Source organism: Gordonia sp. NPDC003376 (assembly GCF_053589235.1).
The window spans coordinates 173,308-192,357 of the sequence record NZ_JBSFRM010000010.1; the positions used below are offsets into that span (position 1 = coordinate 173,308).

The following is a 19,050-nucleotide window of genomic DNA, read 5'->3' on the forward strand; positions in this document are numbered from 1 at the left end:
CCCATGGGTGCCGTCACCTTGTCACGGTAATCGCCGATCACGCATGGGGTAACCCCTCTGGTCAGCTGATCGGCGAACCGTCGTAGAGCACGTCGAAGAACTGGGTGGCGACGAGCGTCTCGCCCTTGTTCTTGTTCATGCCGAGATGCTTGCGGTAGGCGAAGATGTGCTGCAACGACAGCGCCGAGTACAGCAACGGCATGTGGTCTTTGTCCTGGTCGTAGACGCCGGTCGCGCCCTTGGCGGCCTTGAAGTTGGCGGCGGCCCGCGACGGATGCATCAGCGCATCCCGCAGCACCGCGGCCTTGATCATCTTCTTGCGTCCGGCCGGCACCACGACCAGTTCTCCCGGGTTGAACAGTGCGGTGTCGAACTCCTCGGCGGTGGCGACGGTGCAGCCGGCGGTGGGGCGCGGATTGCACTCCACCATGTGGTGCACGCCGTCCTCGGTCATCAGGTAGTCGAAGCTGATCTGACCGTGCCAGTTGAGCTCGCGGGCGATGCGCTGGGCGGTCTCCAGCGACTCCGGGGAGTCCACCGACTCGTAGATGATGCCGCCGCGGTTGTCGATGGTCAGCGGATGCTCGTAGCACGAGTGCAGCACCACCTCGCCATGGTGGACGACGCTCCAGCTGCAGCGGTCGACACCCTTGAGGTACTCCTGCACCAGCCACGGGTCGTCGGCGCTGGGGTGGATGGTGTCGACGTCGGCCTCACCGGCGAGCGGGCCGGTGTTGGTGGCGATGTCGAGGCCGCCACGCCCGAACGCTGCGCGCGCGAACCAGTGCTCCCAGTGTCCGAGCGCGGCTGTGAACTGCGCATCGTCGGTGGCGGTCAGCGTCTCGGCGACGGGCAGGCCGAGCTCTGTGCACAGTTGCGCGAAGCTGACCTTGTCGTGCACCGTGCGCAGGGTCTCGAGGTCGGGGAAGAACAGCTCCACGTCGCGGCCGTCGGCGATCCGATCGCGATGTGCGGCGAGGTAGAAGACCTCTTCGAACATCGGCAGCAGCCAGTTGATCTGCTCGGCGTCGATGGTGTCGATGACCTTGTCGACGAACGCCTCGGTCTCCTGGGTGGGAGCCGGCACCGTGATGTGCTTCTTGGCGCCACGGGAGTGGCTGCCGGGTGCGGCCCGGAAGGTGTCGCTGGCGACCAGGAAGCGCTCGGTCTCACCGAGCTTGTGGATCTCGTCGACGGCGAAGGGCATCCGGGATGTGGTCGCGAGAACCCGCGGCTCGACACTCTGCATGACTCGCGACTCTAGTGGATCCGGACATCGGCCGCCCAGGGCTCTGGACGCCATGTCACAAACCGGCAATCGGTACGTACCCGACTCGACGTATGCGAGTGCATGATTGCACGGAATAGCCGGGATGCCCCCGACGCTGGGTTTGATCATGGCATCGACCGACCGGACCGGCCACGCGGCCCCGCCGTCAACCCGACGTGCACCCCGACGACGTCCATTGACCGGCGGACGCGCGTATGCGGCCGCCGTCGCAGCCTTCCTGGTGGTCATGATGGGCACCACCCTGCCCACCCCGCTGTACTCGATCTACGGCTCCGAGCTCCACTTCGGGGTGACCACCACGACGGTGATCTTCGCGGTCTATGCGGCCGGCGTGATCGCGGCCCTTCTGATCTTCGGGCGGTGGTCGGACGTCCTGGGACGACGACCGCTGTTGCTCGGCGGCGCGGTCCTGTCGGCGTTCAGCGCGCTCATCTTCTTGACCTCCGACGACATCGTCGGGCTGCTCACCGGACGTGTGGTGTCCGGGCTGTCGGCGGGGATCTATGCCGGTGCCGCGACCGCCGCGGTGATCGAGCTGGCGCCGGCGTCGTGGCAGTCGCGTGCCCCGGCGGTGGCGACCGCGGCCAACATGGGCGGCCTCGGACTGGGGCCGCTGGTCGCCGGGCTGCTCGCCCAGTACGCCCCCGATCCCCTGTCCCTGGTGTTCCTCGTCGATCTGGTCGCACTCGCGGTCATCGGTGCCGGTATCTGGTTCATGACCGAGCCGCTGCGATGGACGGCAGACCGCGAGCTGTCGGTGCAACGGTTGTCGGTGCCGCCCGAGGTGCGCCCGATCTTCGCCGGCCCGGCGATCGCCGGGTTCGCCGGGTTCGCGGTGATGGGAACCTTCACCGCGGTGGCGCCGTCGTTCGTCTCCGGGGTGATCGGCATCGACAACCACGCGGTGGCCGGGGCGGTGGTGGCACTGCTCCTGGGTACCTCGGCGCTGACCCAGATCGTCGCCCGGCGTCTACCGACCGCCCCGTCGCTGATCGCCGGGTGTGCGATCCTCGCCGTCGGAGTGGGTGTGGTGGCGGCGAGCCTGGCGACCGCATCCCTGGCCCTGCTCCTGGTCGGCGCCGTGGTGGCCGGTGTCGGACAAGGCATCTCGTTCAGCAAAGGGCTGGCCGCGGTGGTCACCGCCGCACCGGAAGACCGCCGCGCCGAGGTCACTTCCACCTACTTCGTGGTGGCCTATGTGGCGTTGTCGATCCCGATCATCGGCCAGGGCATCGCCGCATCCCACTGGGGCCTGGTCGATGCCGGGGTGACCTTCAACATCGGCGTGGGTGTGCTGTGTGTGGTCGCGATGGTGCTGGTCGCGATGGCGGAGAAGCGCTCGGCGCGGTGACGCCTGCGCACCGCTCTACCCGACGCCCGACTCCTTCAGGGCCTCGGCCAGTGCGGCGAAGCGTCGATCGGTGGCGAGGTCCTCGACCATCACCGGCTCGCCGTCGTCGTCGGCGAGCGGAATGCGCCAGTTCGGGTACTGGTGGGAGTCGGTGCCGGGCTGGTTCTGAATCCGCCGCTCCCCCACCGCATCCACGAGTGCCACGCCGAGCAGCACCGACGGACTGCATGCGATGAGCCGGTACAGCGCGATGACGGTCCGCTCGTCGGTGAGCGGGATGTCCGGTGACCAGAGCCCGCGTTCGACGGCCAGCGCCAGGATCGCGTCGCGATCGCGCTCCTCGCGGGCCCGCTCGTCATCGACGCTCTCGGTGAGCAGTCCGAGCTCATCACGCAGGGCGATGTGGTCACCGGCGAGGTAGCCGACGGTCGGCGGCAGATCGTGCGTGGTCACCGAGGTCAGACACAGTTCGCGATAGTCCTCAGGCGGGATCGGCGCGTAGGGGCCGTGCTCGAACCACAGGATCGAGCATCCGAGGATTCCCCTGTCGCGCAACGTGTCCTGCACCCACGGCTCGAAGACCCCGAGGTCCTCGCCGATGATCACGGCACCAGCCCGTTGCGCCTCGAGCGCCAGGATTCCCAGCAGGGCCTGGTGGTCGTAGTGGACATAGGTCCCCTCGGCGGCCGAGTTTCCCTCGGGAATCCACCACAGCCGGAACAAACCCAGGATGTGGTCGACGCGTAGCCCGCCGGCATGCCGCAGCACCGTGCGGATCATGTCACGGAACGGCTCGTACCCGGCCTGTGCCAATCGCATCGGATGCCAGGGCGGCTGACTCCAGTTCTGGCCCTGCTGGCTGAACCCGTCCGGTGGGGCACCCACCGACGCACCGGTGGCCAGGACGTCGCCGAGCATCCAGACGTCGGCGCTGTGCCGTCCGACTCCGACGGCGAGATCGGCGATCACACCGATGCTCATCCCGGACGCCAGCGCGGCCTGCTGGGCCGCGGCCAGCTGCTCGTCACACAGCCACTGGAGCCAGGTGTAGAACTCGACGCGGTCTTTCAGTGTGCGGCGTCGGCGCCGGACCTCCACCGCATCGGTGAGCACACCCTGCCACTTCGGTGACTCGAGGCCGTACTTCTCCACCAGTGCACACCAGGTCGCGAAGTCGCGCAGGCCGTCACCCTCACGCATCCGGAACCGGCGGTAGGCCTGCTTGCGCTCCTTGCTCAGCGGCACCCCGTGGATCAGCTCGAGGGCGGCGAGCTTCGCGCGGAACACCTTGTTGCGCTTGATCTTCGTGGTGGAGGTGTTCTCCGTGACGAGCTTCTTGGCGAGTCGACCGACGCGCGCCTGCTTGTGGTCGGGGAGTTCCGCGAGTTCGGGGATGTCGGTGATGCGCAGATAGATCGGGTTGACGAATCGGCGGGTGGTGGGCAGATAGGGCGAGGCTTCCACCGGCGGACGCGGCTGCGCGGCGTGCAGCGGGTTCACCTGGATGAAGTCGGCACCGTGGGTCGCACCGGCGATCTCGGCGACGGCGCCGAGATCGGCGAAGTCGCCGATGCCCCACGACCCGGCCGACCGCACGCTGTAGAGCTGGGTCGCGATCCCCCACTGTTGCGATCCGAGCAGATCATCGGCGGTGGACAGCCGTCGTGGGGTGATGATCAGGGGTGCGGTCGCCGTGACACCGCGGACCGGATCGGTGGCCTCGATCGTGTGGTAGCCGGGTCCGAGCTCGCCGGGTACCGCGAACGTCGCCCGCCCGATCAGGGTGCCGTCGACGTCGCGCGGATTCCACCAGTGGTCGAGCTGGTGGGCGTCGCGGAGCACACCGGCCTCGGTCCGGATCCCCACGTCCACCGGATTGCCGTGGGGCACATGGATCCAGAACCATGCCTCGTCGTGTTCGGTGACCACGGTGACCGGCGGGACGAATGCCCGCCACGGTGCGACGTCGAGTTCGGCGAGCGCCTGCCCGATCTGCTCGTCGTCGTGGGCCTCGACGCCGAGCGCGTCGAGCACCGCGATCAGGGTCTCGTCGGAGACCTCGTGTGTGTCGGTGTCCCATCCCACGTAGCTCGTGGCCACCCCGGTACGTCGCGCCAGTTCTGCCAACCGTTCTCGGCCGTGATCGGTCACGTCCGTCATGGTCTCAGGATTCGGCCGGTTGCGCGCGGCTTGCGGTGGGGTGGGACAGCGACTTCAATCGGGTGTGGCGCAGATCATGTATCGCGCCAGATGGCGACCAGCACACACGATTGTCGACGGAGGACCCCATGGCCGATGCACTCACCCTCGATCCCGCGACCACCGCACTCGTGCTGATCGAGTACCAGAACGAGTTCACCAGCCCCGGCGGCGTCCTGCACGACGCGGTGGCCGAGGTGATGGACAAGACCGGGATGCTCGCCAACACCACCGCGGTGGCCGCCGCGGCCCGAGCCGCCGGGGTGACGGTGATGCATGCGCCGATCACCTTCGCCCCCGGTTACGGCGAGCTGACCCGTCACCCGTACGGCATCCTCAAGGGCGTCGTCGACGGCAACGCCTTCGTCAAGGGGACCTGGGGTGCCGAGATCGTCGAGCAGCTCGCCCCCGCCGACGGGGACATCGTGATCGAGGGCAAGCGCGGCCTGGACACCTTTGCCTCCACCAACATCGACTTCATCCTGCGCAGCAAGGGAATCGAGACGGTGATCCTCGGCGGATTCCTGACCAACTGCTGTGTGGAGTCGACGATGCGCTCGGCCTACGAGAACGGGTACCGCGTGATCACGCTGACCGATTGCACCGCGGCCACGTCGGTGGCCGAGCACGACAACGCGATCAGCTACGACTACCCGATGTTCTCACATCCGGTGGAGACATCGGCGATCCTCGCCGCGCTCGGCGGCTGAGCTCTCCCCGTCTCGGACCGACCTCAGGGGTGCAGGCCGGCCGGCCTGATCAGCTTGGTGGCGACGACGCTGATCGGACCGGTCGCGACGAGATGACCGGCGGCGATCCACGGCGTACCGTGCCCGGCACCGATCAGCGCGGTGCGGATCGGGGTGTTGAACGCCGATCCCTCACCCCCGGGCGGGCGGGCAGACCGAGGACCTGTTGCGTGTGTTGGGCGGTGCGACGACCTCGCGCAGCGGCGGCGACGACTTCTGGGCGAGCGCGTCGACCTCCTGGAAGGCCGGGTCTCGTCCACCTCGAGCCGCACCACGAATACGATGGCGACGAGCACGATGCTCACGAGGAAGGCGATTCGCCAGCCATGGGCGAGAAGACCCTCGTCGTCGACGACCACTTGCAGCAACGCGAAAACACCGGTGCCCACGACCGATCCGACGGCAAGACCGATCTGCGGGATGCGCAGACACAGCAACAGGACCTGGACCGGCACACCGACCTGGGCGGCGGTCGGCAGGAGCCCATCGGGGCGGTGGCCACACCCACCAGCACCGCGGTGACGGCGAGGGTTCGCCGGCGGCCGAAGCGATCACCGCTGTGGCCACACACACCACCACCGACCGGTCGCACGACGAACCCGACGGCGAAGGTGGCGAAGCTGAGCAGGGTACCCACAAAGCTGCTCGTGTCCGGGAAGAACAGCGTGGTGAAGACCGGTCTCACGGCCGTGACACAGAGGGTGGCATAGAGGAAGACGTCGTACCACTCGACGGTGGTGCCGAGCAGGACTCAGCCGAACAGGACTCAGCCGAACAGGACGCCGGGATTGAGCAGGCCCTGCGGATCCAGCGCGTCCTTGATCGCCCGCATCGTCGACAGATCGACCACCGAGCGACCGAGGTGGGTCCAGGCGGTCTTGGCGCGGCCGATCCCGTGTTCTGCGCTGATGCTCCCGCCGTGCCCGGCGACGATCGTGAACACCGCATCGGTGAGGCCGTCGGCGTCCTCTGGTGGCACATCGAGCAGGTTGACGTGGATGTTGCCGTCTCCGACATGGCCGAACAGGATTGCGCGACACGGACGATCGCGAGTCGCCGCAAGAGTGTGGAGGTCGGCGACTGCGTCACCGAGCGCGTGGATCGGCACCGAGACGTCGAGTTTGACGACCGGTGTGCCGGTCGAGCGGGAGATCGACTCGGTGTGGCGTTCGCGGACCTCCCACAGCGCGCGGGCAGGTCCGGGTTCGATCACCGCGTCGAGTACGCCGTCGGCGGTCTCGAGCACCCCGAGCAACACGTCCTCCACCCCACCGGTGCCCGACACCTCGAGCAACAGGAAGAACGGCGCAGCGGTGGCGACGGGGCGCCGCACCCCGTGTTCGTGGACCAGGGTGACGCCGGCGTCGGTCATCAGCTCGGCCGCCTCGACCGTCAGTCCGGCGTCGCGGGCGGCGCCGATCAGCGACGTCGCGTCGTCGACGGCGCGCAGGGCGATCACGGCGACCTCAGCACCGGCGGCCGGGCGAACCAGACGCAACAGCACCCCGGTGATCACCGCGAGGGTGCCCTCACTGCCCGCGAGCAGCCCCGGGATGTCGTAACCCACATTGTCTTTCACCAGCGGCGACCAGCGGCGCAGGACCCGGCCGTCGGCGAGCACCGCCTCGATGCCGAGGACCTGGCTGCGGGCGTTGCCGTGGCGGATCATCCGCACGCCACCGGCGTTGGTGGCCACCACCCCACCGGCGGTCGCCGATTCCCGGGAGGCGAGGTCGACCCCGAACATCAGCCCCGCACGGCCTGCCGCGGTGTCGATCGCGGCGATACTCGCCCCGGCCTGCACACCCACACTCTGTCCGGCCGTGTCGATCTCGTCGACGTCGGTCATGCGTGCGGTGCTCAGCAGGATGGTCGGTCCGGTCCGGTCCGGCAGCGGGGGCGGCACGGACCCGCCGACGAGGCCGGTGTTGCCGCCCTGCACGCAGATCCGCACGCCCTCGGTTGCGCACACTGCCACCACGGCGGCGACCTCGCCGGTGGTGCGCGGGCGGACCACCGCATCGGCGTGACCGGTGTAGCGCCCCATCCAGTCGGTGAGATATCCGGCGGTGGCGGCGGGATCGGTCAGGACGTGTGCCGCGCCGACGATCTCACCCAGCCGCGTCGGAAGGCTCACCGAGGGGCCACGGTCAGCGCCTCGGCGATCGGCACGTCACCGTCGTTGAACTCGATGATCCGGCCGACGGTCGTCGGATCGGCGAGGACCGCGGCGGCCGCCAGCGCCACATTGTCGCGGCTCACCTCACCCTTGTCCGCGCCGTCGGCGCCGACGGCGATGCGTCCCGACCCGACGGCGTCGGTCAGCCGGCTGGGACCGAGAATGGTCCATTGCAGAGAGGTCTGGGCCAGCCGGGCGTCCGCAGCCGCCTTGGCCTGCGCATACGGGTAGAACGAGTTGTCCTCGGGGACACCGTGATCGGGTCCGGCCCCGAAGTACGACACCATGACGTACCGGTTGGCTCCCGCCGTGGCCGCGGCGTCCATCGACGCGATGGCCGCATCGCGGTCCACGGCATACGTCCGTGCGGGATCGCCGCCGCCCGCGCCGGCCGACCACACCACCGCGTCATGTCCGGCCAGCACCGACACAAGACCTGCGACGTCGAGCGTCTCCACGTCGGCGACAACGGGTTTCGCACCGGTGGCCGCGACATCGGCGGCATGCGCCTCGTTGCGGATCACCGCCGTGACGTCGTCGCCACGGTCGACGAGGATCTTCTCCAGCCGTAGGGCGATCTTGCCGTGTCCACCGATGATCACCACGCGAGACATGCGTTCACTCACTCCGTTCCTGGTCTACCGAGCCAGTTCTCGAGTGCCCGGTGCTCACACGGCTCCGGGTCGACACAGGCTCGGATTTCACCAGAGCTCGGGATTCGCCAGAGCTCTGAATTCACGAAAGCTTAATCAGCACAATCACAGTCGTTCCGCACACGGGGTACGGTCAGGCCCTGCTCCGACCTCTGACCAGGCCGACGATCCACAACAGGATGCACGCGCCCGCCAGGCACGTGACAAAGCTGAAGATCAGACCTCCGCCCTTGACGTCCACCCCGAACAGACTGAGCAACCAGCCGCCGATCAGACCGCCGACGACACCGACCACGATGTTGAGCAACAGCCCCATCTGGTCGTCGGTCTTCATGATCTTGCTGCCGATCCAGCCCGCGAGGCCGCCGATGATGATCCAGCCGAGAAATCCCAGTCCGAGCATGTTGCCCTCCAGTTCGACATCAGACGTCCCTCGACCCTACGCGCGTGTCCGGTTCCGTGTGATCGGTCCGACATCGGCCCCACCTGCAGGCGGCCGACCAGCCCTTTACGGTTCGTTTACTTAGCTTCAAGCAACTAATGTCGGTTCCGTTCCCCTTCGACGGATCGAGATCTTCATGCCCCAACCGAGCGCTCCGGTGAGCACCGCGCCGGCGTCAGACACCCCGGATGTGGTGGTGCTGTATCACGACCTCGTACGGATCACTCGCGCTCTGCGCACCGCCGGGCGCGGTGGTCTGACCGCCGGACTGTCGTCGGCGTTGTGGACGATCCTCGCCCACGGCCCGTTGCGGTTGTCGGACGTCAGTGAACGGGAGGGCGTGAGCATGCCGACCATGTCGCGCGTGGTCGGCACGCTCGAACAGCAGGGTTACGTCGAGCGCACGCCCGACCCCGATGACGGTCGTGCCCGACTGCTGGCCGCGACCGACCTCGGTCGCGACTACCTACGCGAGGCCCGGTCACACAAGGCGCAAGTCCTCACCACCGCACTCGACCAGCTCGACCCCGTCACCCGCACCAACCTGCAGACCGGCCTGCGCGCCCTCGCCGACACCCTCGCCGATCCCGAGACCGAGCCGATCCCCGGGAACTGACCGGCGCGAACCGGCCGTTGCCGACCCCTGCAGATCTCGACCCCGTACAGCCGGCCCGCTCACCGACCATCCGCGACCTCAGGAGACACCGTATGACCGCCGATTCCCCGGCCGTCGAAACCCCCGGCGACGATCTGGGGCCCCACTACAAGTGGATCGCCCTCTCGAACACCACACTCGGCATGCTGATCGCCACGATCAATTCGTCGATCGTGCTGATCGCGCTGCCCGACATCTTCAAGGGCATCGGCGTCAACCCACTCGATCCCGGCAACACCAGCTATCTGCTGTGGATGATGATGGGCTTCCTCGTGGTCACCGCGGTACTGGTGGTGAGCTTCGGCCGGCTCGGCGACATGTTCGGCCGCGCCCGCATGTACAACATGGGTTTCGCGATCTTCACCGTCTCGTCGATCCTGCTGGCGATCACCTGGTTCGACGGCAGTGAGGCGGCGATCTGGCTGATCTTCTGGCGTGTGATCCAGGGCATCGGCGGCGCGTTCCTGATGGCGAATTCGTCGGCGATCCTCACCGACGCGTTCCCGGCCAACCAACGTGGTCTGGCGATGGGCATCAACGGCGTGGCCGCGATCGCCGGATCGTTCCTCGGCCTGATCATCGGCGGCGTGCTCGCCCCGATCCAATGGCACTACATCTTCCTGGTGTCGGTGCCGTTCGGCATCGTCGGCACCGTCTGGGCCTATCTGAAGTTGCGCGACACCGGGGTGCGTCGTCGGGCCAAGATGGACTGGTGGGGCAACCTGACCTTCGCCGTGGGCCTGGTCTCGATCCTGGTGGGAATCACCTACGGCATCCAGCCCTACGGTGACTCCGACATGGGCTGGACCAACCCCTGGGTGCTCGCCGCCCTGATCGGCGGCGCGATCGTGCTGGCGGTCTTCGTGGTCATCGAGACCAAGGTCGCCAGCCCGCTGTTCGAGCTGTCACTGTTCGGCAACCGCTCGTTCGCCTTCGGCAACCTCGCCAATCTGATGGCCTCCATCGGCCGCGGTGGTCTCCAGTTCATCCTGATCATCTGGCTGCAGGGCATCTGGCTGCCGCAGCACGGTTATGACTACACCAAGACGCCATTGTGGGCCGGTATCTACATGGTCCCGATGACGATCGGCTTCCTGATCAGCGCACCGGTCTCGGGCGCACTCTCCGATCGTCTCGGCACCAAGTGGTTCACCACGATCGGCATGGTGATCACCGCGGGTACCTTCGGCGCGCTGATCGCGATCCCGGTGGACTTCACCTACTGGGTGTTCGCGCTGATCCTGCTGATCAACGGCATCGGGATGGGCCTGTTCGCCTCCCCGAACCGCGCGGAGGTGATGAACAGTCTCCCGGTCACCTCCCGAGGTTCCGGCGCAGGCATGATGACCACGTTCCAGAACGCCGCGATGGTGCTGTCCATCGGTCTGTTCTTCTCGCTGATGATCGCCGGTCTGAGCGAGCATCTCCCCTCGGCGATGTTCGCGGGCCTCACCGCAGGCGGTATGCCCGCACCGGCCGCGGACGGGATCGCGAACCTACCGACCGTCGGCATCCTGTTCGCCGCGTTCCTCGGCTACAACCCGATCAAGGAGGTGGGTGGCCAGGCCCTGCAGGGTCTGCCGCAGGCGAGCGTCGATCACCTGACCGGCCTCGAGTTCTTCCCACACCTGATCAGCGATCCGTTCGCCGACGGGCTCTCGGCCGCGTTCACCTTCGCCCTGGTGTGCTGTGTGGTCGGCGCGGTGGCGTCGCTGTTCACCGGTGGCCGCACCAGCAGCCCCGAATCGGTCGACGGCGGGCTGCCACACGAGTCGCTGGGCGCCGAGCTCGCGGCCGTGGCCGCCGAGGCCTCCGGCGAGGCTCCCGCCGAACTCGTGGCCGACGGCCCCTGGGACGGCGATGGGGATACGGGCGATCGCGGTGCGGGAGATCTGTCGGACACCCGGGTCGGGCGAGGCTGACCATTCGGCCACCGACGTCCACGCACTGATCCGCGTCGGCCGGGTCGGTCCGGCATCGTCCGACGCCGACGCGGATCAGAAGGAGGCGGGCGGCTTCGGTCCGTTACCCGAGCGGGAGATGCGATACAGGGCGATGGCGCCGTAGATCGCGAGTCCGATGAGGCCGATCCAGATCAGTCCCTTGATGATCGGCCCGAGCATCGCGAGCGCGATGAGCGCCACCGCGATGATCGCGAGGACCTTCCAGAAGCCGAAGGCGGTGCGGTTGGTGGGTTCAGTCGATGTGTTCATGTCCCCACCATGCCCGGCCCACGCCCCGATTGCACTGGTCAGAGCAGGTTCTGGGGGAAAGATCAGGGGTTACCCCGACCCACCCCACCTGCGGACGCCTCCCACCAGCGGGCGCCTCAGCTCGCCCGGGGTAGCCACGTCGTGACGGTGTAGGCGCACCCGAGCTCCGCCGGGCTCTCGATGCCGCGGCGGTCGCGGAACCAGGTGATACAGATGCCGGCCGCGCATTCCACCGATCGGGTGACCAGGTATCCGTGAGTGCAGTCGCGGAACCGGTCCTCGTAGTTCCATCGGTCGAGCAGTCCCTGCGGCACCAGATAGCCTGCGACCGATGGGATCTCCATCACCGTGGTCGACAGCCGGACCAGCAGCGCGCCGTCGCGCAGGACCATGATCTGCGCACACGGCACGTCGTCACCGGGATCGGTCCCGTCGGCGGGCTCGGTGTCATCGTGGTCGGCCGGGCCGAGGTCGAGGGCCGCCCCGCGCGGCATCCCCGACACCGATTCGGTGAGCCAATCGCGCATCGCCACCCAGTCGAGAGACGGACGGACGGCGTCGGTACCGCCCGCATCACCACCGCCGGCATCACGATCGCCCGCATCCCACCCGTCCGGGCCGGGATCGTTCGGGTTCGGGCAGTGGCCGGATGTGGACATCGGGACCTCCTGTGGGCTCGCCGCGCACGGTCTGCACGGTCATCCGTTCTGGGATGACCTCAGTGAAGCAGCACCCACCGACACAATCGTCGAACGCGAGTGCGAAGCCGCGCCGACGCGGGTGTCCCTACTCGCCGTCGCGGGCCTGCCGGGACTGCCGCTTCTGCTCCTCGTACTCCTCGGCGACGTTCTCGTGATCGACGGTGACCAGCGGCTCGCCGCCGAACTCCCGGTAGAGCGCGAAGACCGCCAGGATCGCCCCGAGGATCGCGCACAACCAGGTGCTGCCGGGTACGTCACCCCAGCCGCGGTTGACCACGTCGACCACTGCCCACACCACACCGAGCAGGCCGATCGCCACCATGACCACCCAGATTCCGAGGCCTCGCACCGTCACCACTCCTGACTTGTCCGCATCGCCGTGATCTCCGACGGTGATCTTGCCATGTGTCCGCCCCGCCGGGCCGGGCACGCCGGGTCCGGGCAAGATGTCGGTCATGCCGATCCCCGAGTTCATCCGCGACCTCCGCACCCACGTGGGACATGCGCCGCTGTGGTTGTCCGGGGTCAGCGGAGTGGTCGTCGACGACGCCGGCCGCGTGTTGCTGACCCGCCGCGCCGACACCGACGAGTGGGCGGTGGTCTCCGGGGTGCTCGAGCCCGGCGAGGAACCCGCCCGGGCCATCGTCCGCGAGATCGGCGAGGAGACCGGTGTGCAGGCCGAGGTCGTCCGCCTCACCAGCGTCGACGTCACTCCGATGATCACCTACCCCAACCAGGATCGGACCCAGTACCTCGACGTGTGCTTCCTGGTCCGCCACCTCGACGGCGAGCCGCGTGTGGCCGACGACGAGAACACCGCGGTGCAGTGGTTCGCACCCGATGCCCTACCCGAGCCGCTCGCCGAGACCACGAGGCTGCGGCTGGACAAGGCCCTCGCCGGATCCGAGCAGGCCTGGTTCCGCCGCTGAGCCACCCCGTCGTGTCGCACCCGCCGGCGACCCAGATGAGCGGGACGAGTTCAGATCGTCGGGGCGTGTCCTCCGGTCGCAGCGGCGAGAAACGCTCGCACATCGTCGATCTCGGCCTGGTTGACGCCATGGGCGAGCCCCGGATACCTGTGGACGTCGGGCGTCGAGTGGGCCGGTAGCCACTCGATGGTCCGCTCGATCGCCACCGGGGCGATCACCGTGTCCTCGACGCCCCGCCCCCAGAACACCGGCGGCCGGGTCCGTGCGAGCCGACCGTCACCCGGGTGGTCACCGCCCTGGACGAATCCGCCCAGGATCACCGTGGCCGCGATGCGGTCGGGGCGGGTACGCAACAGCTGGGTGGCCATCAGTCCTCCCTGGGAGAAGCCGACGGCCACGATGGGGGCGCTCGGGGGAAGGGTCGCCTCGACCCACTCCCAGATCAGGTCGGTTGCGGTGGCCACCTTGGCGGGATCGGGAACGCCCGGGGTCTCGATCGGGAACCAGGCGAAGGAGCCGGGTTGCAGGGTCCGCGGACCGCGCAGCGACGCCCACCGCAGATCCGGGGCGATCAGCGGTGCGAGACCGGCGAGATCCTGCTCGTTGGAACCGAATCCGTGCAGGCAGACGACCACCGGCCCGGAATCCACTGCACGGGAATCGTCGAAGGCGTCGGTCGAGCGGATGTCGACGAGAGTTGTCACGGTGTCCGGCTCCAGGTCTTTGTCGGTTCGGGTTCGGGGTCGGATGCGGGCATGACCCGTGCAACGACCCACATCCGGACTGTAGTCCGATTATGTGACGGACGCACCCACCCGGCATCGCGCCCGCACCGGCACATCACCCGGCACGAATCACCCCAATCGGACGTAGCTCCAGGAGCATCCGATCCGCCCCGCACAGATCTCGCCGAATCGGAATATCGGGCGGTCGCGCTGCCATTGAACCGGTCATGAGCATTTCCGAAGAGAACCCGCTCGACATCGAACCCTCCGCCGTGATCGCACGCCAGGCCGTGGCCCTCGGATACGGCGATCCGACCGAGGTGATCGATCTGATCACCGCCGAGCTCCCCTCCCCCGGGACGACCAGGTTCGCATCGAGGTCCGGGCCGCCGGACTCAACCCGATGGACGCCAAGGTCGTCCGCGGATTCATGGGAACCGACGAATCCACACTCCCGCTGCACCCCGGCTACGAGCTGGCCGGCACCGTCGAGGCGATCGGTGACGAGGTCGCCGACTTCGGCGTCGGCGACGAGGTCGTCGTCTACCCCACCACCGGCGCCCTCGCCGACCATGTGATCGTCGATGCATCGCGGCTGCGGCGGCGCCCCGCCGAGGTCTCCCCCGAGATCGCCGCCGGGCTGCTGCTGGCCGGTGCCACCGCCGCCGACACCCTGGCCACGGCCGGGATCACCGCCGACGACGTGGTCGTCGTCCACGGTGGTGCCGGAGCCGTGGGTGTCGTCGTGGTCCAGCTGGCAAAACGCGCCGGCGCCGCGGTCATCGCCACCGCGGCACCGCGCAACCACGAGTACCTGAAGTCGCTCGGCGCCATCCCGGTCACCTACGGCACCGGCCTCGCCGACCGGATCCAGCAGGTCACCCCCGGTCCGGTGACCGCCGCGATCGACACCGTCGGCTCCGACGAGGCCATCGACGTGTCCTTGCAGCTCGTCGCCGATCATTCCCGGATCGTCAGCATCGCCGCCTTCGGCCGGGCCGACGACGGCATCGTGCTGGTGTCCGGCGGCGGGGGCCAGAGCCTGCAGCACCGCCTCGACGCCATCGACGACCTGCTGGCCGCCGCCGCCGACGGATCCCTCGTGATCGAGGTGGCGCGCACATATCCGCTCGACGACGCCGCGCAGGCGATCGCCGACCTGTCGGCACCGCACCCACGCGGCAAGCTCATCGTCGTCCCCTGACCCCGACGTCTCCCACACCGGTCGCATCCCACGCCGGTCGCAGTCCACCGGTTCCCTCACTCCCGTCCGTGCCGTCGACTCGTCTGCGCGGACGACCACTCCGGTCGAATTCTCTCGAAAGGCCTTCCATGACAGTCCCGTCCATCACCCTCAACAACGGCGTCGAGATCCCTCAGCTGGGTTTCGGGGTCTTCCAGATCACCCCGGAGGACACCGTCGGGGCCACTCTCACCGCGTTGGAGATCGGCTACCGCCACATCGACACCGCGCAGATGTACGGCAACGAGCAGCAGGTCGGCGAGGCCCTCGCGAAGTCGGGGATCTCCCGTGACGAGGTGTTCATCACCACCAAGCTCAACAACAGCTTCCACGACTACGACGCCGCCCTCGCCGAGACCGATCGCAGCCTCGAACGTCTCGGCGTCGACGCCGTCGACCTCTACCTGATCCACTGGCCGATGCCCGGGGTCGGTGACTTCGTCCAGACGTGGAAGGCGCTCGAGAAGGTCTATGCCGACGGCAAGGCCCGCGCGATCGGTGTCTCGAACTTCCAGACGGCCCACCTCGAGCGGCTGTTCGCCGAGACCGACGTGGTGCCTGCGGTCAACCAGATCGAGGTCCATCCGTACCTGAGTCAGGCACCGCTGCGTGCCTTCGACGCGCAGCACCAGATCGCGACCGAGGCGTGGTCGCCGATCGCGCAGGGCGACGTCCTCGACGATCCGGTGCTGGTTCGCATCGCCGGCGAGGTGGGCCGGTCCACGGCGCAGGTCACGTTGCGCTGGCACATCCAGCGCGGTGACATCGTGTTCCCCAAGTCGGTGACCCGCTCCCGCGTCGAGGAGAACTTCGCCCTGTTCGACTTCGAGTTGTCGGCGGAGCAGATCGCCGCGATCGACGCACTCGACAAGGACAAGCGCCGCGGACCCGACCCGGACACCTTCAACTGGGTGCCCTGACCCGAAGCCGGTCGGGGGTCGGCGTGGGCGCACAATGAGCCCATGCAGATCTCCCGACGCGCGCAGCGGGTGGCGCCGTTCTACGCGATGGAGTTCGCCAAGAAGGCCGGCGAGCTCGAGGCGCAGGGCCACCACGTCATCCGACTCAACATCGGCGAACCCGACTTCGGTGCTCCCCCCGCGTTTCTGGATGCCGCCCGCGAGCTCACCGACGGCCGTCCGCTGACCTACACCGACGCGCTCGGCACCCCGGAGCTGCGGACGGCGATCGCCGCGTTCTCTGCGTCGCACTTCGGCGCCCGGGTCACCCCGGCTCAGGTCGCGGTGACCTCGGGTGCGTCGGCGGCGTTGCTGCTCGCCTGTGCCGCGCTGATCGATCCGGGCGACGGGGTGCTCATCGGAGATCCGTCGTATCCGTGCAACCGGCAGTTCGCCGAGAGCTTCGGCGCGCAGGTCACGCTGGTGCCGACCTCGCCGGCGTCGCGGTTCCAGTTGTCGCCGGCGCTGGTGGACGACGCCTGGACGGAAACCACCCGGGGCGCGATCATCGCATCGCCGTCGAATCCCACGGGGACGTCGGCCTCGCTCGCCGATCTCGTGCAGATGTGCGGGTCCATCGCCGCCCGCGGTGGCTGGACCATCGTCGACGAGATCTATCTCGGACTGGCCGATCCCGGCACAGACGGACATCCTCCACGCAGCGTCCTGTCCACCACCGACGCCACGGTGCACGCGAATACCGTTGTGATCAACAGCTTCTCCAAGTACTTCGGCCTGACCGGCTGGCGCCTGGGTTGGGCGATCATGCCCGAGGACCTGGTCGAGGTGGCCGAGCGCCTGGCACAGAACTTCTACGTCTGCCCACCCACCCCGGCACAGTTGGCGGCACTCGCCTGCTTCACCCCACAGTCGTTGGCGGTCACCGAGGATCGGCGTCGAGAATTCGCCAACCGTCGCCGGCTCGTCCTCGATGGCCTCGACCGAATCGGGCTCAGGGTTCCGGTTGAACCCGATGGCGCGTTCTACGTCTACGTCGACATCTCGTCGACCGGCCTGGATTCGGGACAGTTCTGCGACCGTGCCCTCACCGAGGCGCATGTGGCCCTCACCCCGGGCAAGGATTTCGGCATCGACACCGCCGCCGATCACGTCCGCCTCTCCTATGCGGCGTCGACCGGTGACCTGGAGGACGCGATCGACCGCCTGGGCACCTTCGTCGAGAAGCTGGCAGGCTGACACCGATGAGCACACCGATGATCGACGTCCGGAGCATTCTCCATTCCGACGACCTGCCCGGGGTGGTGGCCGGCGTCACCACCGCGGCGGCAACCGTGGGGCTCGACGCGAGCGGTCCACGACGGGTCGGCGAGCCCGAAGCCCTTGCGGCCGACGCCGTTCTGGCGCTGTTCTCGACCACCAAGCCGCTGACCTCCACCCTCGCCCTGCAACTCGTCGACGACGGTGTGCTCGATCTCGACGTCCCCGCCGCCGAGTACGAGCCCCGGCTCGGCGGGATCGGTGTGCTCGACGGCGTCGACGACGGGACCGTTCGCCTGCGCGAGCCGTCGTCGCCGGTCACGCTCCGCCGATTGCTCACGCACACAGCAGGTTTCGGCTATGACTTCTTCGACGCCGATCTCGCGGCGGTGGTGCGGGCCCGCAGTCTTCCCGATATCGCCACCGCCACACTCGAATCCCTGCAGACACCATTGCTGTTCGATCCGGGAACGCGGTGGGAGTACGGCATGAACATCGACTGGGCGGGGCTGGTGATCGAGGCGGTCACCGGCCGTCGGCTCGGTGAGGTGATCCGCGAGCGCCTGTTCGAGCCGTTGGGTATGCACGACACCACCTTCGCCCGTGACGAGCGGCTGCTCGACCGTGCCGCGACGCTGCATGCCCGAACCCCCGACGGTGGGCTGAAGGCGTTGCGGGCTGCGTCGCGGCCGGACGCTCCCGAACTGGACATGGGTGGGCAGGGCGCCTACTCGACAGTCGCCGACTATCTCCGCTTCCTGCGGATGTGGCTCAACGACGGCCGAACGGATTCCGGCGAGCAGGTGGTCTCGGCGCAGATGGTCGCCGAGGCCACCCGCGATCAGCTCGGCGACCTGAGGGTGACCGCGCTGCCCGGCGTCAATCCACGCGTGACCAACCCTCTCGAGTTCTTCCCCGGCCATCGCAAGGGGTGGGGTCTGATCGCGATGACCAACGCCGACGACGCCCCGACCGGCCGTCGCGCGGGTTCCCTCGGCTGGGCCGGCCTGGCGAATCTGTACTTCTGGCTGGACCGGACGTCGGGTATCGCCGGATTCTGGGCCACCCAGCTCCTTCCCTTCGCCGACCACACGGCGATGACCGCCGCGCTCGACTTCGAGGCGGCGGTGTACCGGGCACGCTGATCGTCATCGGGGTTCGACTCGAGTGGGCCATGCTTGCAGTGCTCACGTGACGAGCCCGGCCGCCGGAGGTTTCGACACGCCTCGTCGCTCCGCTCCTCAGCGGCTCAACCACCAACTGCCAGTGGATGGTTGAGCCGGGACCAGGCCCGCGACCCCTTCCGATGATTGAGCCGGGACCGAGCGAAGCGAGGACCCGAGTCGAAATCCCCACAACCCACACCACGCGGCAACCACCAGAGGTTTCGACACGCCTCGTCGCTCCGCTCCTCAGCAGCTCAACCACCAACTGCCAGTGGATGGTTGTGAAGCACCCCAGGTTTCGTGCCACCTCGTTGGTGGGCTACCTGCTGGTAGTGACCCCAGCATAGTAGGCAGCCTCGTACTCGTTGGGCGGGACC

18 protein-coding genes and 1 pseudogene are annotated in these 19,050 nt (G+C 68.2%); 9 read left to right on the forward strand and 10 right to left on the reverse strand.

The window, feature by feature from the left end:
- Nucleotides 1–61: 61 nt before the first annotated feature.
- The gene (locus ACWDUA_RS12955) at nucleotides 62–1,249 is read right to left on the reverse strand and encodes an ATP-grasp domain-containing protein (RefSeq protein ID WP_449751410.1); all 1,188 of its coding nucleotides are present in this window, start codon (nucleotides 1,247–1,249) and stop codon (nucleotides 62–64) included.
- A gap of 148 nt (nucleotides 1,250–1,397) precedes the next feature.
- Between ACWDUA_RS12955 and ACWDUA_RS12960 the strand changes: the two genes are divergently transcribed.
- Nucleotides 1,398–2,642: an MFS transporter gene (locus ACWDUA_RS12960; RefSeq protein WP_449751411.1), complete on the forward strand. Its 1,245-nt coding sequence runs from the start codon at nucleotides 1,398–1,400 to the stop codon at nucleotides 2,640–2,642.
- Nucleotides 2,643–2,657: 15 nt separating this feature from the next.
- On the opposite strand, the gene malQ is transcribed toward ACWDUA_RS12960, so the two are convergent.
- The gene (gene malQ, locus ACWDUA_RS12965; RefSeq protein WP_449751412.1) at nucleotides 2,658–4,802 is read right to left on the reverse strand and encodes a 4-alpha-glucanotransferase; all 2,145 of its coding nucleotides are present in this window, start codon (nucleotides 4,800–4,802) and stop codon (nucleotides 2,658–2,660) included.
- A 128-nt stretch (nucleotides 4,803–4,930) separates the two neighbouring features.
- On the opposite strand from malQ, the gene ACWDUA_RS12970 reads away from it, so the two are divergent.
- A complete protein-coding gene (locus ACWDUA_RS12970) occupies nucleotides 4,931–5,551 on the forward strand; it encodes a cysteine hydrolase family protein (protein ID WP_449751413.1) in 621 nt (206 codons plus the stop codon).
- A gap of 152 nt (nucleotides 5,552–5,703) precedes the next feature.
- On the opposite strand, the pseudogene ACWDUA_RS12975 reads toward ACWDUA_RS12970, so the two are convergent.
- The 4 genes and pseudogenes from ACWDUA_RS12975 to ACWDUA_RS12990 all read right to left on the reverse strand — a co-directional run.
- Nucleotides 5,704–6,338 (reverse strand): annotated as a pseudogene (locus ACWDUA_RS12975) (MFS transporter); the annotation flags it as partial.
- A gap of 18 nt (nucleotides 6,339–6,356) precedes the next feature.
- Complete coding sequence (locus ACWDUA_RS12980) at nucleotides 6,357–7,727, reverse strand: FAD-binding oxidoreductase (RefSeq protein ID WP_449751414.1); 1,371 nt, start codon at nucleotides 7,725–7,727, stop codon at nucleotides 6,357–6,359.
- Nucleotides 7,724–8,383, reverse strand: a complete 660-nt coding sequence (locus ACWDUA_RS12985; RefSeq protein WP_449751432.1) for an NAD(P)H-binding protein — start codon at nucleotides 8,381–8,383, stop codon at nucleotides 7,724–7,726. The genes ACWDUA_RS12980 and ACWDUA_RS12985 overlap by 4 nt, the downstream gene beginning before the upstream one ends.
- A gap of 172 nt (nucleotides 8,384–8,555) precedes the next feature.
- A complete protein-coding gene (locus ACWDUA_RS12990; protein WP_449751415.1) occupies nucleotides 8,556–8,825 on the reverse strand; it encodes a GlsB/YeaQ/YmgE family stress response membrane protein in 270 nt (89 codons plus the stop codon).
- A gap of 196 nt (nucleotides 8,826–9,021) precedes the next feature.
- On the opposite strand from ACWDUA_RS12990, the gene ACWDUA_RS12995 reads away from it, so the two are divergent.
- Nucleotides 9,022–9,480, forward strand: a complete 459-nt coding sequence (locus tag ACWDUA_RS12995) for a MarR family winged helix-turn-helix transcriptional regulator (protein ID WP_449751416.1) — start codon at nucleotides 9,022–9,024, stop codon at nucleotides 9,478–9,480.
- A 92-nt stretch (nucleotides 9,481–9,572) separates the two neighbouring features.
- Nucleotides 9,573–11,441 (forward strand): MFS transporter, encoded by a 1,869-nt coding sequence (locus ACWDUA_RS13000; RefSeq protein ID WP_449751417.1) that lies wholly within the window; start codon nucleotides 9,573–9,575, stop codon nucleotides 11,439–11,441.
- A 75-nt stretch (nucleotides 11,442–11,516) separates the two neighbouring features.
- Here ACWDUA_RS13000 and ACWDUA_RS13005 read toward each other — a convergent pair whose 3' ends face one another.
- From ACWDUA_RS13005 to ACWDUA_RS13015, 3 genes are all read right to left on the reverse strand, one after another.
- Nucleotides 11,517–11,732: a hypothetical protein gene (locus tag ACWDUA_RS13005; RefSeq protein WP_449751418.1), complete on the reverse strand. Its 216-nt coding sequence runs from the start codon at nucleotides 11,730–11,732 to the stop codon at nucleotides 11,517–11,519.
- Between the two features lie 116 nt (nucleotides 11,733–11,848).
- Nucleotides 11,849–12,391 (reverse strand): hypothetical protein, encoded by a 543-nt coding sequence (locus ACWDUA_RS13010; protein WP_449751419.1) that lies wholly within the window; start codon nucleotides 12,389–12,391, stop codon nucleotides 11,849–11,851.
- A 127-nt stretch (nucleotides 12,392–12,518) separates the two neighbouring features.
- Nucleotides 12,519–12,890 carry a hypothetical protein gene (locus ACWDUA_RS13015; protein WP_449751420.1) on the reverse strand — a complete coding sequence of 124 codons (372 nt, stop codon included), beginning with the start codon at nucleotides 12,888–12,890 and terminating at the stop codon, nucleotides 12,519–12,521.
- On the opposite strand from ACWDUA_RS13015, the gene ACWDUA_RS13020 reads away from it, so the two are divergent.
- Nucleotides 12,889–13,362 (forward strand): NUDIX hydrolase, encoded by a 474-nt coding sequence (locus ACWDUA_RS13020; protein ID WP_449751421.1) that lies wholly within the window; start codon nucleotides 12,889–12,891, stop codon nucleotides 13,360–13,362. The genes ACWDUA_RS13015 and ACWDUA_RS13020 overlap by 2 nt on opposite strands.
- Before the next feature lie 50 nt (nucleotides 13,363–13,412).
- Here the strand turns inward: ACWDUA_RS13020 and ACWDUA_RS13025 are convergent, their stop codons facing one another.
- Entirely contained in the window at nucleotides 13,413–14,066 is a 654-nt protein-coding gene (locus ACWDUA_RS13025) for an alpha/beta hydrolase (protein ID WP_449751422.1), read from the reverse strand.
- A 424-nt stretch (nucleotides 14,067–14,490) separates the two neighbouring features.
- Between ACWDUA_RS13025 and ACWDUA_RS13030 the strand changes: the two genes are divergently transcribed.
- From ACWDUA_RS13030 to ACWDUA_RS13045, 4 genes are all read left to right on the forward strand, one after another.
- Entirely contained in the window at nucleotides 14,491–15,291 is an 801-nt protein-coding gene (locus ACWDUA_RS13030; protein ID WP_449751423.1) for a zinc-binding dehydrogenase, read from the forward strand.
- A gap of 128 nt (nucleotides 15,292–15,419) precedes the next feature.
- On the forward strand, nucleotides 15,420–16,250 hold the full coding sequence (locus ACWDUA_RS13035; protein ID WP_449751424.1) for an aldo/keto reductase: 831 nt from the start codon (nucleotides 15,420–15,422) through the stop codon (nucleotides 16,248–16,250).
- Nucleotides 16,251–16,292: 42 nt separating this feature from the next.
- On the forward strand, nucleotides 16,293–17,486 hold the full coding sequence (locus ACWDUA_RS13040; RefSeq protein ID WP_449751425.1) for an aminotransferase class I/II-fold pyridoxal phosphate-dependent enzyme: 1,194 nt from the start codon (nucleotides 16,293–16,295) through the stop codon (nucleotides 17,484–17,486).
- 5 nt (nucleotides 17,487–17,491) lie between these two features.
- Nucleotides 17,492–18,652 (forward strand): serine hydrolase domain-containing protein, encoded by a 1,161-nt coding sequence (locus ACWDUA_RS13045; protein WP_449751426.1) that lies wholly within the window; start codon nucleotides 17,492–17,494, stop codon nucleotides 18,650–18,652.
- Nucleotides 18,653–19,050 lie beyond the last annotated feature (398 nt).

Excerpts from the sequence above, each read along its gene's own strand:
- malQ (WP_449751412.1), bottom strand. The coding sequence starts at position 4,802 with ATGACGGACGTGACCGATCACGGCCGAGAACGGTTGGCAGAACTGGCG.
- ACWDUA_RS13020 (WP_449751421.1), top strand. The coding sequence starts at position 12,889 with ATGCCGATCCCCGAGTTCATCCGCGACCTCCGCACCCACGTGGGACAT.
- ACWDUA_RS13000 (WP_449751417.1), top strand. The coding sequence starts at position 9,573 with ATGACCGCCGATTCCCCGGCCGTCGAAACCCCCGGCGACGATCTGGGG.
- ACWDUA_RS12955 (WP_449751410.1), bottom strand. The coding sequence starts at position 1,249 with ATGCAGAGTGTCGAGCCGCGGGTTCTCGCGACCACATCCCGGATGCCC.
- ACWDUA_RS12970 (WP_449751413.1), top strand. The coding sequence starts at position 4,931 with ATGGCCGATGCACTCACCCTCGATCCCGCGACCACCGCACTCGTGCTG.
- ACWDUA_RS12990 (WP_449751415.1), bottom strand. The coding sequence starts at position 8,825 with ATGCTCGGACTGGGATTTCTCGGCTGGATCATCATCGGCGGCCTCGCG.
- ACWDUA_RS13030 (WP_449751423.1), top strand. The coding sequence starts at position 14,491 with ATGGACGCCAAGGTCGTCCGCGGATTCATGGGAACCGACGAATCCACA.
- ACWDUA_RS12960 (WP_449751411.1), top strand. The coding sequence starts at position 1,398 with ATGGCATCGACCGACCGGACCGGCCACGCGGCCCCGCCGTCAACCCGA.
- ACWDUA_RS13035 (WP_449751424.1), top strand. The coding sequence starts at position 15,420 with ATGACAGTCCCGTCCATCACCCTCAACAACGGCGTCGAGATCCCTCAG.
- ACWDUA_RS13015 (WP_449751420.1), bottom strand. The coding sequence starts at position 12,890 with ATGACCGACATCTTGCCCGGACCCGGCGTGCCCGGCCCGGCGGGGCGG.
- ACWDUA_RS13005 (WP_449751418.1), bottom strand. The coding sequence starts at position 11,732 with ATGAACACATCGACTGAACCCACCAACCGCACCGCCTTCGGCTTCTGG.
- ACWDUA_RS13040 (WP_449751425.1), top strand. The coding sequence starts at position 16,293 with ATGCAGATCTCCCGACGCGCGCAGCGGGTGGCGCCGTTCTACGCGATG.
- ACWDUA_RS13010 (WP_449751419.1), bottom strand. The coding sequence starts at position 12,391 with ATGTCCACATCCGGCCACTGCCCGAACCCGAACGATCCCGGCCCGGAC.
- ACWDUA_RS13045 (WP_449751426.1), top strand. The coding sequence starts at position 17,492 with ATGAGCACACCGATGATCGACGTCCGGAGCATTCTCCATTCCGACGAC.
- ACWDUA_RS12985 (WP_449751432.1), bottom strand. The coding sequence starts at position 8,383 with ATGTCTCGCGTGGTGATCATCGGTGGACACGGCAAGATCGCCCTACGG.